Origin of the sequence: Hymenobacter duratus (assembly GCF_014698995.1) — a bacterium.
Taxonomy (GTDB): domain Bacteria; phylum Bacteroidota; class Bacteroidia; order Cytophagales; family Hymenobacteraceae; genus Hymenobacter; species Hymenobacter duratus.
Map to the genome: position 1 here is coordinate 197,507 of NZ_JACWZZ010000003.1, position 14,768 is coordinate 212,274.

The 14,768-nt window shown below is 58.8% G+C and carries 12 protein-coding genes; 6 read left to right on the forward strand and 6 right to left on the reverse strand.

Annotation, left to right across the window (positions count from 1 at the left end; genetic code table 11):
• Positions 1–132 precede the first annotated feature (132 nt).
• The 3 genes from IC231_RS14370 to dnaB all read right to left on the reverse strand — a co-directional run bounded on the left by IC231_RS14370 (position 133) and on the right by dnaB (position 4,819).
• Positions 133–2,700 (reverse strand): TonB-dependent receptor, encoded by a 2,568-nt coding sequence (locus tag IC231_RS14370; RefSeq protein ID WP_190785203.1) that lies wholly within the window; start codon positions 2,698–2,700, stop codon positions 133–135.
• A gap of 106 nt (positions 2,701–2,806) precedes the next feature.
• Positions 2,807–3,163 (reverse strand): winged helix-turn-helix domain-containing protein, encoded by a 357-nt coding sequence (locus tag IC231_RS14375; protein ID WP_211539070.1) that lies wholly within the window; start codon positions 3,161–3,163, stop codon positions 2,807–2,809.
• A gap of 120 nt (positions 3,164–3,283) precedes the next feature.
• Positions 3,284–4,819, reverse strand: coding sequence for a replicative DNA helicase (gene dnaB, locus IC231_RS14380; RefSeq protein WP_449550022.1), 1,536 nt, complete (start codon positions 4,817–4,819; stop codon positions 3,284–3,286).
• Between the two features lie 400 nt (positions 4,820–5,219).
• Between dnaB and IC231_RS14385 the strand changes: the two genes are divergently transcribed.
• On the forward strand, positions 5,220–6,605 hold the full coding sequence (locus IC231_RS14385) for a UDP-N-acetylmuramate--L-alanine ligase (RefSeq protein WP_190785205.1): 1,386 nt from the start codon (positions 5,220–5,222) through the stop codon (positions 6,603–6,605).
• Between the two features lie 48 nt (positions 6,606–6,653).
• The gene (locus IC231_RS14390; protein WP_190785206.1) at positions 6,654–7,364 is read left to right on the forward strand and encodes an alpha/beta fold hydrolase; all 711 of its coding nucleotides are present in this window, start codon (positions 6,654–6,656) and stop codon (positions 7,362–7,364) included.
• A gap of 180 nt (positions 7,365–7,544) precedes the next feature.
• On the opposite strand, the gene IC231_RS14395 is transcribed toward IC231_RS14390, so the two are convergent.
• A complete protein-coding gene (locus tag IC231_RS14395) occupies positions 7,545–8,114 on the reverse strand; it encodes a hypothetical protein (RefSeq protein WP_190785207.1) in 570 nt (189 codons plus the stop codon).
• Positions 8,115–8,141: 27 nt separating this feature from the next.
• Positions 8,142–8,936: a M48 family metallopeptidase gene (locus tag IC231_RS14400; protein ID WP_185889583.1), complete on the reverse strand. Its 795-nt coding sequence runs from the start codon at positions 8,934–8,936 to the stop codon at positions 8,142–8,144.
• A gap of 261 nt (positions 8,937–9,197) precedes the next feature.
• Between IC231_RS14400 and IC231_RS14405 the strand changes: the two genes are divergently transcribed.
• Complete coding sequence (locus IC231_RS14405) at positions 9,198–9,812, forward strand: fumarylacetoacetate hydrolase family protein (protein WP_190785208.1); 615 nt, start codon at positions 9,198–9,200, stop codon at positions 9,810–9,812.
• Positions 9,813–9,991: 179 nt separating this feature from the next.
• Positions 9,992–12,013 (forward strand): M23 family metallopeptidase, encoded by a 2,022-nt coding sequence (locus IC231_RS14410; RefSeq protein WP_190785209.1) that lies wholly within the window; start codon positions 9,992–9,994, stop codon positions 12,011–12,013.
• Positions 12,014–12,095: 82 nt separating this feature from the next.
• On the opposite strand, the gene IC231_RS14415 is transcribed toward IC231_RS14410, so the two are convergent.
• The gene (locus tag IC231_RS14415; protein ID WP_190785210.1) at positions 12,096–13,436 is read right to left on the reverse strand and encodes an NAD(P)/FAD-dependent oxidoreductase; all 1,341 of its coding nucleotides are present in this window, start codon (positions 13,434–13,436) and stop codon (positions 12,096–12,098) included.
• A 152-nt stretch (positions 13,437–13,588) separates the two neighbouring features.
• Between IC231_RS14415 and IC231_RS14420 the strand changes: the two genes are divergently transcribed.
• Together IC231_RS14420 and bcp are read left to right on the forward strand one after the other, a co-directional pair.
• Positions 13,589–14,167, forward strand: a complete 579-nt coding sequence (locus IC231_RS14420; RefSeq protein WP_190785211.1) for a lipocalin family protein — start codon at positions 13,589–13,591, stop codon at positions 14,165–14,167.
• Between the two features lie 76 nt (positions 14,168–14,243).
• The gene (bcp, locus tag IC231_RS14425; protein ID WP_185889578.1) at positions 14,244–14,699 is read left to right on the forward strand and encodes a thioredoxin-dependent thiol peroxidase; all 456 of its coding nucleotides are present in this window, start codon (positions 14,244–14,246) and stop codon (positions 14,697–14,699) included.
• Positions 14,700–14,768: the final 69 nt, after the last annotated feature.

Sequence of the window (14,768 nt, forward strand, 5' to 3'; positions counted from 1 at the left end):
AGCATCTCTCCCGAGGGAAATCAATTACTACCACACCGGAGTGGTAGAGATGCTTCGGCAAGCTCAGCATGACGGGTATTTTGCGCCGGCCAACTTTCCCTGCATTAGCAACATCAGCAACGACGAGACGCTCTACAACCCATACGTGAGCTGCAGGTAATACAACCCGCCGATGCTTGGGCCGCCCAGGTAACTTGTGTAGTAGTTATTGAGCAGGTTGCTGGCGCCCAGCTTGAAGCACAGATTAGGCGTAGGAGCTGTATAACTGAGCTGCGCATCGAGGGTGCTATAGGCAGGCACGTAGCCAGTTACCAGAAAGGTTTGGGAGTAGTAGCGGGCCTGCCAGCGGTAGTTCAACCCAAAGCCAACATTCCTGTACACCTTCTCATTACCGAGACTCAGATTGTAAGCCCAGCGCGGTGTGTTGAACCCGTCTTCCAGCCCGTCACCCGATTCGGTTCGGTCGAGGCGGGCGACGGTGGCGCTGGCGCCGACCAGGTAGCCACTGGCCACATCGTAGCGCAACCCCAAGGAGCCGCCGTAGTTGTAGACCTGGCTTTGGGAGTTGGTCCAGAGGCGGTAGCGGGCCTGGCCGGAACGGGTATTCAGCGCAGTGGCAATGGTGTTGAGGTCGGTGCCGGTGTTGAGTGGCTGGCCGCTGTTGCCGATGGGCACATAGGCTTCCACCTGGGCAATAAAGTCGCGGTAGGTGTTGTAGTAGAAATCCACATCGGCCAGCAACCGGCCGCCGGGCAGCATGGCGGTCTTGTAGCCCACCTCCACCGACCTAATATGCTCGGGCTTCAGATACGTGTAGGGCGTTTTCACTAAGGCATCCTGGTTGTTGGCAATAGCCTGTGCCAGCGTTAGTCCGTTGGTGTTCCGGTCGCGCGTTACGGCCGTGTTGAAGGCCTCGATGGAGCTGCGCAGGTAACTGTTCTCAAATACGCCGTCTGACATCACGCGCAAGCCGCCAATGCGTTTTACCTGGCCACTGTTTACGTTAGAAAAGCCCTCGAACAAGCTCGGAAAACGGTAGCCACTCTGGTAGCTCAGCCGGAAGTTGTGCTGGCGCGTGGGCGAGTATACGGCCGTAAAACGCGGATTGAAGCGGGTACTGAAGTAGTCGTTCTTGTCGGCACGTAGCGTGGCCGTCAGCCGGATTCTGTCTTGCAGCAGCCGCGCACCGGCCTGCACGAAGCCACCGGTTTTGCCGTAGGTGAGCGTACTATATGGGTCCTCGCCTTTTTCCGGATTGATGAAGTAGTTGCCGTCGGGCTGGATGAAGTAGGTGCGGTGGTCGGCGCCGAGCAGCACGTCAGCCCAGGCAGGCAGCCCGTTGCGGCCACTGCGCCGAAGCGCTTCGCCCAGGTTTAGCTGCGCTTCAGCATGAAGCATTTCAGCCTCAACCCGCAGCGCGGCTCCCTCGTCCCAGTTGTTGATATCTGCCAGTTCCTGCAGGCGCTGCCGAAACTCGGGTGTGCCCGGCTGCAAGCGGCCGGCATCAGCGGCGGCGCGGGCAGCAGCGTGGGCCTGCGCTACGGTCTGGCCGGCTTGCGTAGCTGCATTCCAGGCGGCAGTGTAGTCGTCGTTCCACTGCTTATCAGGCGTGAAGCTGCGGTCCAGGTTTTCGGCGGCCGAGCGGAGGTTGTAGCTTTTGCCGGTATTTTCACTGGTCAGGTAGGCGCGGGCCTGCACCACAGGTCCGCTGAGTTGCAGGGCATGCTGCTGCAGGCGGTAGTCTTCCAGCCGAAACCGGTTGCTGCGCTGGTACACATTGTCGAGTATAGTGCCCCGATAGGTGTAGGCCAACTCTGCGTGGCGGCCCAGCTTGTAGTGCAGTGCCGCGTCGTATTTGATGGTTTGGAGCCGGTAATCCACCACGTCCTTCTCATCGTAGCCAGTGCGGGCTACAGAGTAGCTTTTGCCGCCCAGCGTGAGGCTACTGCGGTTCGAGGATTCGTTGCCGTAGCGGCTCACAGGGTCCTGGGCAGGGTTTTCTGCGCCGAACAAACTGGTCGTAGCATTGCCATTGGGGTTTAGCTCAGTTTGGTCGTTGGCAATCCAATCGTAGCCGCGCAGGTAGGTTCCGTTCACTTTAAAGGCCAACTTAGGCGTCAGCGCCTTGGCGTAGCGCACACTGGTCTCCGAAAACAGCTTTGCGCCGCTGTTAGGGTCATTCAGATGATTGACACCGGTCTTCTGCTGCACGCTCAGTCCTTCGCTCCGAAACGGGTTTTTCGTCGTGAAATTGGCCAGCCCGTTGATGGCATTGAGACCATAGAGTGCCGCCGCCGTACCCGGCACTATTTCCACCGCGCTGATGTCCAGGTCGCTTGGTCCCAGCACGTTGCCAATCGGCCCGCCGATGTGGGGCGCTTGGTTATCGATGCCATCCACGAGTTGCGCAAACCGCACATTGGTTGTGTTGGTGAAGCCACGGGCATTTATCACCTTGAAGCTCAGGCTGGGCGTAATCACCTGCACTCCTTTCAGATGTTCAATGGCATCGAAAAACGATGGCGCCGGCGTCAGCCGCAACGCCCGGGCGTTCAGCTTCTCCACCGTCACCGGCGACTGCAGAATGCTTTCTTCCACTCTGGAGGCCGATACCACTACTTCCCCCAGCCGCGTGGTATCGGGAGCTTGGCCATGGGCGAGAACAGGAAGAAGGAGAAGCGCGGGTGTAACGTGTTTCATTCGTTATATTTTCATGAATATAACGACAAGCTGAATGATTGGTTTTTCGCTGGCTCTTCCTAAAGTGGTGCGCCTTAACCGCCTGAACGGCCTGCTAGAACCTACACTATAACACGCGGGCGGCTTCTGCTGCCAGAAACGCCTGAAAACGTGCCTGCAACGCCTCAAACTCCGCAATCAACTCCTCTCCTTCCGGCGTTACTACGGTGCCACCTCCCCGCTTGCCGCCAGTCTGGGTAAGCACCAAAGGACTAGCACTCTGCGCGTTCAGCGACGACACTAAATCCCAGGCCCGTTTGTAGGACATATCCATTGCCTGTGCCGCCTTCGATATGGAGCCATGCTGCTGTATGTGGCGCAGCAGTTCCAGCCGTCCGATACCCATGAACCGGTCCTGTTCGGATTCCACCCAGAGGCGGCCGGTCAGGCGGAAGGTCAGGTCGGGGCGCAGTAGGTCTTTCATGCGGGCAATTTCCCAAAAAACCGCAATAGACAGCACCGTAGCAGTTCTCTTATTTCGGCAAGATGGGCTAAGCGTAAAAAAGCGTCAGACGTTGTCGGCTGACGCTTTTGAAGCTGAGGGTTAGAATGGCGGCGGGCCGTCGTCGAAGTTGCTGCGGGGAAAGGGCTGCGCCGGCGGCGGGCCGTCGTTGTTGATGCGCGAGCCCAGCCGGATGGTGTTGGGCGCAAAGGCCGAAGGATCGTCGTCGAAGGTGCTGCTGGGGAAGGCGCCGGGGTTGAAGCCTGCGTCGCCGAAGCCGCCTGCCCCATCGAGGTCGGCGAACTTGGTGAACTTACCGATGAACTTGAGCTGCACGGTTTCCAGGGAGCCATTCCGGTGCTTGGCAATGATTACCTCGCCAGTTCCCTGGGTCGGATTACCCATTTCGTCTTCCGTAATCTTGTAATACTCCGGACGGTACAGGAAGATAACCATGTCGGCGTCCTGCTCGATGGAACCCGATTCCCGGAGGTCACTCAGCTGCGGCTTTTTGTCGCCGCCGCGCGTTTCTACGGAGCGGGAAAGCTGCGACAGGGCCAGCACCGGCACATTCAGCTCCTTGGCAATGCCCTTCAGCGCCCGCGAAATCGAGGCAATTTCCTGTTCGCGGTTGCCGCCGCCACCTTTGCCGTCGGTGTTGCCCGTCATCAGCTGCAGATAGTCGATGATGATCATCGAAATATCGTGGTGGGCTTTGAGACGGCGGCACTTGGTGCGCAGCTCCCGGATGCTGAGGCCGGGCGTATCATCAATGAAGATGGGAGCCGACGAGAGGCTGGAAATTTTGTGGTTGAGCTGCGCCCACTCGTAGTCGGCGAGGTTGCCCTTCTTGATTTTCTCGGAATCCAGCTCCGCTTCCGCCGAAATCAGACGATTCACGAGCTGCAGCGAGGACATTTCCAGCGAGAAAATGGCCACCGGCTTCTTGAACTCCACCGCCGCGTTGCGCATCGCCGACACCACAAAAGCGGTTTTGCCCATGCCTGGCCGAGCCGCAATAATAACTAAGTCCGATGGTTGCCAGCCGCTGGTTACGCGGTCCAGGGCCGAGAAGCCGCTGGGCACGCCGGTCAGGCCGTCCTTCTGGTCTTTCTTCTCTTCCAGCTCCTTGATGGCCTTGCCCATCAGGCTGCGCATGTCGTCGAAGTTCTTCCGGATGTTCGACTCCGATACTTCAAACAGGGCCTGCTCGGTGCTGTCGAGGAGGTTAAATACGTCGGTGGTGTCCTCGAAGGCGTCGCGCTGGATGGTGCTGGCAATATTGATCAGCTCCCGCTTGATGGCGTTTTCGGTGATGATGCGGGAGTGGTACTCAATGTTGGCGGCCGAATTGACCTTGAACGTGAGGTTGGCTACGTAGTGCGCGCCGCCGGCTGCTTCCAGTTCGCCCATCTCGCGCAGCTCATGCGTGACGGTCAGGATGTCAATCGGCTCCGACTTGTCGAACAGATTCAGGATAGCCTTGAAGATGCGCTGGTGCCCGTCCTTGTAAAAGCTCTGAGGCTTCAGAATATCGATTACCGTAGTCAGGGCATCCTTCTCGAGCATGAGGGCACCGAGTACGGCGGCCTCCAGTTCCAGCGCCTGTGGGGGAAGTTTACCGGCGGGGCCACCCATTGGAAGGGCCGGCGTGGCACGGCTATTCCAGGCGGCTTTGGCTCGCGAGGCCGATAGTTTCAGGCGGTCATCCATCCGGTCGTTCATCAGCAGGTAAGCACTACAAGGTAAGCAGGTTCGGGCGGTTTCAGCAGATGTCGGCCGGGTTTCTTCCGTCCACCACCCCGGTTTTTCGCAAAGGGGGTACAAAGCTAACGGGTGAGGTCTACAATCCGGGAGTAGGCAAAAAGGTTTCTTTTTTGTAGGATGTGAAGTGGCGGCAGGAGGCAGCGGCAGGGCGCGGGCGGAGGTAAACCGGTGAGCGTAAACCCGAACCGGCCAGCGCCGTCTCGTGCTGCGGGCCTGCCTCACCTCTCAGCCAATCGGCTTACCTTTGCCGGCCCCTTATCCACTATTCTGAATGGCTGCTACGCCCTCCTCTCTCCAACGCCTACACCTGATTGCCGTCGGGGGTAGTATTATGCACAACCTGGCCCTGGCGCTGCACAAAAGCGGGGCCCGGGTGACGGGCTCCGACGACGAAATATTTGAGCCGGCCAAGAGCCGGCTGGCCGCCGCTGGCCTGCTGCCTGCTCAGGAAGGCTGGTTTCCGGAAAAAGTAACGGCCGACCTCGACGCCGTGATTGTGGGTATGCACGCCCGCCCCGACAACCCCGAGCTGCTCCGTGCTCAGGAGCTGGGCCTGCGGGTGTATTCCTTCCCGGAATTTATCTACGAGGCGTCAAAAAACAAGCAGCGGGTGGTGATTGGCGGCTCGCACGGCAAAACCAGCATCACCTCGCTCATTCTGCACGTGCTGCGCTACCACGGCCGCAAGTTCGACTATGCGGTAGGCGCCCAGCTGGAAGGCTTCGACTTGATGGTGCAACTGACTGATGATGCGCCTATTATCATTATCGAGGGCGACGAATACCTCTCCTCTCCCATCGACCGGCGGCCGAAGTTCCACCTGTACCACCACCACATCGGCGTGATTTCCGGTATTAGCTGGGACCATATCAACGTGTTTCCGACCGAGGAAGTCTACCGGGAGCAATTCAAAATCTTCGCCGACATGACCCCCAAGGCCGGTACGCTCATCTACGACCGGGACGACGAGCAGGTGCAGCTGGTGACCGTGCCCAGCAACCCCGATGTGAAGTACATTGGCTACGGCCCGCACGAAAACGTCATCCGGAACGGCAAAACCTTCCTGCTTAACAAGAAAGACGAAGAGGTGCCCGTGCAGGTGTTTGGGGAGCACAACCTGCGCAACATCTCGGCGGCCAAGGAAGTCTGCAAATGTCTGGGCATCAAAGGCAAGGACTTCTACGAGGCCCTGGGCACGTTTAAGGGAGCCGCCCGCCGCCTCGAGCTGGTGAAAGAAGGCGCCGACTCGGTGGTGTACAAGGACTTCGCGCACGCGCCCAGTAAGCTGAAAGCCACCGCTACGGCTTTCAAGAAGCAGTATCCGCAGCGGCGGCTGGTAGCCTGCCTGGAGCTGCACACGTTCAGCTCGCTCAATCCGGCCTTCCTGCCGCAATATGCCCACACCTTTGATGCACCCGATGTGGCGGTGGTGTATTTCAACCCGCACGTGCTGGAGCACAAGCGCCTGCCGGCGCTGCCGCCCGAAGCCGTGCAGGCCGCCTTCCAGCGTCCCGATTTGCGCGTGTTTACGGATAGCCGCGAACTGGCCGCTTTTCTGCACGCCCAGAACTGGCAGAACGCTAACCTGTTGATGATGTCGTCGGGTACGTTCGATGGGCTGGACCTGAACCAGCTGGCCGCCGAAGTGACCAACTAACTTTTCGGGCCCACCCTTGCGCAACGCACAGGGAACCGCCTCTCTGCTATGAAACACACGATTTTACTGCTGCACGGGGCGCTGGCATCGGAGGCGCAGCTGAAATGGCTGAAACGGGAGCTGCCGCCTTTCTATGCGGTGCATTCCTTCTCGTTCAGCGGCCACGGCGGGCAGCCGCTGGTGGCCGCTGAACACACGATGAAGCACTTTGCGCAGCAGGTGCAGCAGTTTATCCGGAGCCGCCAGCTGCCGCCGGTGCACGTATTCGGCTACAGCATGGGCGGCTACGCAGCCTTGGCCGCCGCAGTGGACGCGCCGGAGCTGTTTAGCAGCATCACCACGCTGGGCACCAAGTTCGACTGGACACCCGCCACGGCCGCGCTGGAAACCCGTTTTCTGGATGCTGGTAAAATGCGTGAGAAAGTGCCTCAGTTTGTGGCGCAATTGGAGCAACTGCACGCACCTACGCAGCTGCCAGAGCTACTAAACGCCACGGCCAGCCTCATGCGGGGCCTCGGCGACGCGCCCCTGCTGACGCCACAGAACCTGGCGACGCTGGAAGTTCCGGTACAGGTGCTGGTGGGTGAGCTGGACAAAACAGCTGGGGTAGACGCCTCTCGCCACTTCGCCGACTTCATGCCTCGCGCTACCTTCGAAATCATCATGAATACGCCGCACCCGCTGGAGAAAGTAAACCCCGATTTGCTGGTGACGCGCATTGCCCGGTTTGTGGAACTGGTGCAGGAAGACAGAGTATAGCTTTGGCACCGTTCCGGAAGCGCACAGAAAAGGCCCGCTACTTGGCGGGCCTTTTCTGTAGCTACTTCTCCTCGGGCTTGCCAGGCGGCACGGCCGGGCGCGGTCGGCGCCTATCCGTCGTGACGAGTAGGGCCAGGGCCGTGAGCGAGAGGCGCAGAATCCATTTGCGGCTGAGCATGGCTAGCGGGGCGTAAACAGGGTATTGTTGTCCTCCACACGCAGGTCGCAGCGGCTGCCGCCGGTGTTTTCCTCGCAGGAAGTCCCTACTATATCGTTGTTCTCGAAGTTGAAAAAGCAGAACGTGCAGCCCACCCCGGAAATAACATAGCGCGAAGCGTTGGAACTCAAATACAATTCGCTGCCAGACAACGTGAGCGGCAGCGCCATTCCGCGGAACATACCGTTGCGGAGTCCCAAGCCCACTACGTAGTACACAGCCGGGTCCTTGGGCTTACCCTGCACTTTGCGCACCATGGTTTTGTCGATGCTGGTACCGTCGCTGAACTGGCGGTTGAACGCCTGCGCCAGCTGTTCGCGGGGCAGCACGTATTTAATCAATCCTCTTTCCCCTACGGAGGCAATAAGCTTGCTGGCCGGCTCCCGCTTGCGCCGGGCGGCTTCGTCCGACTCGCCATTGGGCGAGTTCATCTCCGGGAAGCCTTTTTTGGTGGTTTCGCAGGCGGGCAGCGTGGCAGTGAGCAGCACAGCGGCCAATAGCAGGCGCCCCAAAGGGCGAATAGAAAGCATCATGCGGGAAAGATAGGCAGTAAGCACCGTTTAACGGGCAGTATAGTACTTGCGCGCTTCGGGCAGCTCCCGCTGAATATCGGCGATACGTGTGCCGCTGGAAGGGTGCGTGGACAGAAATTCCGGTGGCGAAGCCTGACCCTCACGGGCCTCCATCCGCTGCCAGAATGCCACGGCCCCATCCGGGTTGTAGCCGGCCATGGCCATAAAAATCAGCCCCAGGTGGTCGGCTTCCGATTCTTGGCTGCGGCCGTATTTAAGCAGCCCCAGCTGCGAGCCGGCTCCTACTACCTGCATAAACACACTTTGCGTAGCCGTTGGGTTTTGCCCCGCCGAGGCCGACAGTACGCCCCCCAGGCCTTGCGCCGCCATTTGCTGGCTCATACGCTCCGAGCTGTGTTTGGCTACTGCGTGCGCAATTTCGTGACCCATTACCACCGCCAGGCCGGTTTCGTCCTGCGTGATGGGCAGAATACCGCTGTACACGGCCACCTTGCCGCCAGGCATACACCAGGCGTTTTCCTGCTTATCATCAATCAGGTTGAACTCCCAAGCATAACCTTCCAGCTGGCTCTGGGCATTTTGCTGGCGGAAATACGTTTCTACTGCCTGCTGGATGCGCTGACCTACCCGCTTTACCATGGCGGCCTGCTCACCGCTGCTCACCACGCGGCTTGAGGCCAGCACTTTTTGGTATTCGGTGGCAGCCATTGTGTTCATTTCCGCATCGGAAACGAGGCTGAGCTGGCGACGGCCCGTAATTGGAACGGTGGAGCAGGCGGCGGCCACGAACAGGCAGCTGGCCAGAGCAAATTTTCTGATCATCGGAAAGAGAGCTTAGGAGTGAGAGACAGCAGCGTGTGGTGCAGTGAGTACCACGCTGAGCAACGCATTCTATACGTCGGAGGCCGGGCAAAATGTTTACTTAACCCTGGTGCCAACATTGCGTACCCGTTTTTTTCCGCTCCTACTCAGTAGGCGGCCCGAATTAACCCTATTTTTGAGTGTCAGGCAGGCAGCAAGTTGGATGAAGCGAAGAACATCCTGCACTGCCCGCCACCCCAGCCCCACGCCCCACACCGCTCCATGAAAATTCTGTGCATTGGCCGCAATTACGCCGAACATATTGCTGAACTGCAGAACGAAACGCCCGACGCGCCTGTCATTTTTGCCAAGCCCGACACGGCTCTGCTTCAGCGGAACCAGCCCTTCTTTATCCCCGATTTCTCGCAGGACATTCACCACGAAATAGAACTGGTGCTGCGGATCTGCCGCAACGGCAAGAACATCGAAGAGAAGTTTGCGCCTACGTATTTCGACGCCATCGGCCTGGGCATCGACTTCACGGCCCGCGACCTGCAAAGCAAGCTCAAGAGCAAAGGGCTGCCTTGGGAGCTGGCCAAAGGCTTCGATGGCTCGGCTCCGCTTTCACAGGAGTTCATACCTGTTGCTAATTTCCCCGATTTGAAGAACATCAACTTCCGGCTGGAAGTAAACGGCGAGGTGCGCCAGCAGGGCAATTCCGGCCTGATGCTGCACGATTTCAGCAAAATCATCAGCTACATCTCGCAGTTCATCACGCTCAAAATGGGCGACCTACTTTTCACCGGCACACCCAGTGGCGTAGGTCCGGTAAAGCTCGGCGACCAGCTAACTGGCTACATCGAAGACCGCCAACTGCTGAATCTGGCCGTGAAATAACCCTGCAATTGGCTGCGGATTACTTTTTTCCGCGGCTGTACGCCACCGGGACTTTCGTCGTTGACAGTGCCGTTGGCTTCGTTTCACTCCATGCCAAGCAGGCAGCGCTGCTGACACGACCACCTTTATTATCTGGCATGTGCACCCACACTGCCGGAGTTTCCTTGATTCCTTTCTGAATGCCCGATATTTTTTCCTTGAAGCAGCCGCGCCGGCTGCTGGGGCTGGCGCTACTGCCGCTGCTCTTTACGTTGGGGGCGCTACCGGCTTCATGCAGCGGCCAGGAGCCCGACACGGTTACTCAAAAGCCTACTGCTCCTGCTCAAGCCAGCACTGGCGCGCGGCCCGAAGTGCCGAACGGGTATTTCCTGTTTCCGATCAAGCCTGGCGTGCAGAACTACCTGGCTGGTAGCATGGGCGAGCTGCGCCCCAACCACTTCCATGGCGGCCTCGATATCAAGACCGATGGCCGGGTGGATTTGCCGGTGTACGCATCGGCCGATGGCTATATCTCGCGGCTCAAGCGGAGTTCCTTCGGCTACGGCAACGTGCTCTACATCACGCATCCCAACGGCCTGACCACAGTGTACGGACACCTCAACCACTTCAAGGGGCCGGTTTCGGAGGAGCTACTGCGGCAGCAATATGCCAAGCAGACCTATGAGCTGGAGCTGTTCTTTGAGAAAGACCAGTTTCCGGTGAAACGCGGCGAGGTGGTCGCACTTTCGGGCAACACAGGTGGCTCGGCGGGCCCGCACCTGCACTGGGAAGTCCGCGACGCCAAAGACAACCAGCTCAACCCATTGCAATTCGGCGGCTTCCCTGAAATTCAGGACCATGTGGCGCCGCAGCTGCAGGCGTTTGCTGTGGAGGCGCTGGGCATTGAGGCCCGCGTGCAGGGGCGTTTTGGCAAGTCGGTGTTTGTGCCAAAGGCACCGCCGCTACCTAACGGCGGAGGCTATGTCTGGACGGATACTATTCCGGCGTTTGGCCACGTGGGTCTGCTGGTGCAGGGCTTCGACCGGTTTGATGGAGTCTGGAACAAGAACGGCCTGCAGCGGGTGGAAGTGCGCGTGAACGGGCAGCCGCTCTACAAGCATGTAGTGGATGATATTCCGTTTCCGGAAGGTTCCCGCCAGATCAACCGGCACGTAGACTACGAGTGGCGCTACACGCAGGGCCGGCAGTTTGAAAAGCTGTTTTTGGATGATGGCAACGACTTGAGCATGTATACCACCGGTCCTGCCAAAGGCAAACTACGGGTGGATGCCGACAAAATCTACACCGTCGAAATCATTCTGGCGGACTCTTATGGCAACCAGACACCATTGCAATTTGTACTGCGCGGCGAACAGCCAACATACTACAAAACCCGCTCGGCGCTGGTGAAAAAGCCGGCTCTCCGCTACGATATCAGCCGCAACCTGCTGGTGGCCGTAGCCGCCGACCCCGATACAGCGGCCACCGGCGGCCCGCTCACGCTCTATAAAGGCAACCGCCGCCTCACCCTCAAGCCTAGCTACACGGTGCAGAGCGAAAACACCTACCTCTACGACCTACGCGCCGGCCTCCCCGACTCCCTACAGTTCGGTGGTGTTACAAAGCGGTTTGATCGGCAGGGGCTGATTCCATCGGGTCAGGATTTTGCCTTCAGCACACACAACTTGCAACTGAGTTTCTCACCCAAAACGCTGTTTGACACGCTGTATGTGCAGACCAGCTACAAAACTGGCCTCTGGACTGTACACTTGCCCCGCACCCCGCTCTACGAAACCATGCGCGTCAGCCTGCGGCCCGATGGGCCCGTGGCAGATCCGCGCCGCACGGCTATCTATGGTGTGACGGCGAAGGGCGGCAAAGCCTACGTGGGTGGCAAGTGGGACGCAACTGGCACCACCATTTCGGCCCCTATCAAAGCCTTCGGACAGTTCTGCATCCTGACTGATACCATTCCGCCTTCGGGGCGTTTGCTTAGCAAGGGCGCTGGCGGTGTGGTGTTCAAAGTCGGCGACGACCTCTCGGGCCTGGCCTCCTACAAGCTGGAGGTGAATGGCCAGTTCCATTTGTTGCGCTTCGAGCACAAGAATGCTACGCTGTTTTCGGAGCGTTCCGACAAGCTCGGTCCGCCATTACGTGGCCCCGCCACACTGTACCTCACCGACCAGGCCGGCAATGAGAAGGTCATTCATGTGACTCTCTAAGCCTGCCGGTATTCATAAGAAAGGCCTCTCTTTCGTGGAAGAGAGGCCTTTCTTTGTATCGATGGTTCGGGCATATGCCAGATCAGTCCACTGTCTGCAGGCGCACGAACTCCTGCCCCACTTTGTCCTCGGAATTGACATAGGGCTGAATGATAATGCGGGTGCCGCGCTGGTACGTGAAGAAGCGATACACCCAGTTGGCCATTACAATCAGCTTGTTGCGGAAGCCCACGAGGTAGTAGATGTGCACGAATAGCCAAGCTACCCACGCTATAAACCCGCTCAGGCTCTTGTTGCCGGGCAAATCGGCGACGGCGCGGGCGCGGCCCACAATGGCCAAAGAGCCCTTATCGAAGTAGCTGAACGGTTTCCATTCGTCGCCGCGCAGCCTGCGCACCAGGTTTTTGGCCAGATGCACACCTTGCTGAATAGCGGGCTGCGCTACCTGCGGGTGGCCTTTAGGCCACTTGTCGCTTTTCATCACGGCTACGTCGCCGATGGCGAAGATGTCGGTGAAGCCCTGCACCTGATTGAACGTATTGACCAGGTAGCGGCCACGCTCCACGGTTTCGGCGGGCAGGCCTTCTATAGTCGCGCCAGCCACGCCGGCGGCCCACACCAGCGTCTGGCTCCGGATTTCCTCACCGTCCTTGAATTTGACAGTTTGCCCGTCGTAGGAGTCCACGAACTTGTTGAGCTTGATGATAACACCCAGCTTCTCCAGGTAGCCGTGCGTGTGCCGGCTCGATTCTGGCGACATCGGTGGCAGTACCCGGTCCAGCCCATCAACCAGATAGATGTTCATCTCCCGAAAATCCATACCCGGATAGTCGCGGGGCAGCACGTGCTGGCGCATTTCGGCCAGCGAGCCAGCCAGTTCCACACCCGTAGGCCCGGCCCCTGCAATAACGATGTTGAGCAGGCTTTGGCGGGCTTCGGCGTTTTGGGTCAGGTTGGCCTGCTCGAAGCTTTGCAACAGCTGGCTGCGCAGGTTCACGGCGTCGCTGAGGTGCTTGAGGCCAAAAGCATTCTGCTTGATTTGCTCGTTGCCAAAGTAGTTGGACTTAGTACCGGTGGCAATAATGAGGTAGTCGTAGCGCACGTCGCCGATGACGGTGCTGACGGTTTTGGCGGCCGGATTGATGCTGTTGACCCGCGTGAAGCGAAAGTGAAAGTCGTTGTGGTCGTCGAAGAGCTTACGAATGGGCTCGGCAATGGACTCGGGCTCCAGACCCGCCGTGGCTACTTGGTAGAGCAAGGGCCAGAAGCCGTGGTAGTTCTGCTTGCTGAGCATCACCACCTGAAAATGTTCGTCGGGCAGGTTTTTGGTCAGATTGACCGCCCCAAAGCCCCCACCAATGATAACGACGCGTGGTTTGGTCGTATCCGGGATATTGAGCGTGAGTTGTTCCAGCTGCAGCATGATTCGGAGAGAAATAGTATCTACAGCACCTATACGCGCGAATCCGGCAACCGGTCAGATCAGCCGGACAGGCCCGCGAAAGGGTTCCGCTCTGACTGTTTAGCTTGTTGTGGCGCGGCTGCGTAAAAGTCACGGACCTTACTTTCACTCCTATGGCTAACCTACTCAAACGCCGCCGTCCGGTATTATTCACTGTGTTAGGCGCTGCCGTAGCTACGGGCGTAGCGGCCTACGCCTACACCCGTCGGCAACTGCACGCGCCCCTGGAAACTGTGCCCCACGTAGACCTGCACAAGTACATGGGGCTCTGGTATGAAGTAGCTCGGCTGCCTATCCGCTACGAAAAAGACTGCCAGCACGTCACGGCCCAGTACAAGCTCCGGCCCGATGGCAAGGTGAGTGTGCGCAATACCTGCCACAAGGAAGGCCTCAACGGACCCACTGAAGTGGCCAACGGCACCGCCCGCGTGGTAGACACCGCTACCAATGCCAAGCTGAAAGTGAGTTTCTTCTGGCCCTTCGAGGGCGACTACTGGGTGCTGGACCTCGACCATTCTGACTACCGCTACGCCTTGGTGGGCACCCCCAGCCGCGAAAACCTCTGGCTGCTGAGCCGCACGCCCCACATGGAGCGCAACCGCCGCGACATGCTCGTGGGCAAGGCCCGGGACCTGGGTTTCAACGTGGATCAGCTGATCTTTACGCCGCAGCCCATCGACGGCAAGCCATAGCTGCGGCCAGCGGGATTTTGGCGCTGCGCTGGGCTATACCGGACTTCCGCGCTACATTTGCCGCAAACCCCTGATTATGCCCATTCCTCAAGTTGGCGAGCAGGCCCCGGCCTTCGAAGCCTTAGACCAGCACGGTACCACGCACCGCCTGCAGGAGTATGCCGGCCGCAAAGTGGCCCTGTACTTCTACCCCAAAGACGACACCAGCGGCTGCACTGCCCAGGCCTGCGACCTGCGCGACAACTACCAGAGCCTGCAGGCTGCCGGCATTCAGGTGCTGGGCGTGAGCATCGACAGCGAGAAGTCGCACAAGAAGTTCGCCGAGAAATATGAGTTGCCGTTTCCGCTGCTCGTGGACGAAGACAAAAAGCTGGTCGAGGACTACGGCGTATGGCAGGAAAAATCTATGTATGGCCGTAAGTACATGGGCACCATGCGCTACACCTTCCTGATTGATGAAACCGGCAAAATTGAAAAGGTGATAACGAAAGTCGACACCAAGAACCACGCCGCCCAACTGATGTCGCTGTAATAGTATAAAGCCTCGCCAAAACGGCGGGGCTTTTTTATGGCACGCCCCGCCCAAGTTTCTACCTTTGCC

Bases quoted from the DNA above. Each gene is read 5' to 3' on its own strand.
- IC231_RS14370 (WP_190785203.1), bottom strand. From the start codon at position 2,700: ATGAAACACGTTACACCCGCGCTTCTCCTTCTTCCTGTTCTCGCCCAT.
- IC231_RS14375 (WP_211539070.1), bottom strand. From the start codon at position 3,163: ATGAAAGACCTACTGCGCCCCGACCTGACCTTCCGCCTGACCGGCCGC.
- dnaB (WP_449550022.1), bottom strand. From the start codon at position 4,819: ATGGGTGGCCCCGCCGGTAAACTTCCCCCACAGGCGCTGGAACTGGAG.
- IC231_RS14385 (WP_190785205.1), top strand. From the start codon at position 5,220: ATGGCTGCTACGCCCTCCTCTCTCCAACGCCTACACCTGATTGCCGTC.
- IC231_RS14390 (WP_190785206.1), top strand. From the start codon at position 6,654: ATGAAACACACGATTTTACTGCTGCACGGGGCGCTGGCATCGGAGGCG.
- IC231_RS14395 (WP_190785207.1), bottom strand. From the start codon at position 8,114: ATGATGCTTTCTATTCGCCCTTTGGGGCGCCTGCTATTGGCCGCTGTG.
- IC231_RS14400 (WP_185889583.1), bottom strand. From the start codon at position 8,936: ATGATCAGAAAATTTGCTCTGGCCAGCTGCCTGTTCGTGGCCGCCGCC.
- IC231_RS14405 (WP_190785208.1), top strand. From the start codon at position 9,198: ATGAAAATTCTGTGCATTGGCCGCAATTACGCCGAACATATTGCTGAA.
- IC231_RS14410 (WP_190785209.1), top strand. From the start codon at position 9,992: ATGCCCGATATTTTTTCCTTGAAGCAGCCGCGCCGGCTGCTGGGGCTG.
- IC231_RS14415 (WP_190785210.1), bottom strand. From the start codon at position 13,436: ATGCTGCAGCTGGAACAACTCACGCTCAATATCCCGGATACGACCAAA.
- IC231_RS14420 (WP_190785211.1), top strand. From the start codon at position 13,589: ATGGCTAACCTACTCAAACGCCGCCGTCCGGTATTATTCACTGTGTTA.
- bcp (WP_185889578.1), top strand. From the start codon at position 14,244: ATGCCCATTCCTCAAGTTGGCGAGCAGGCCCCGGCCTTCGAAGCCTTA.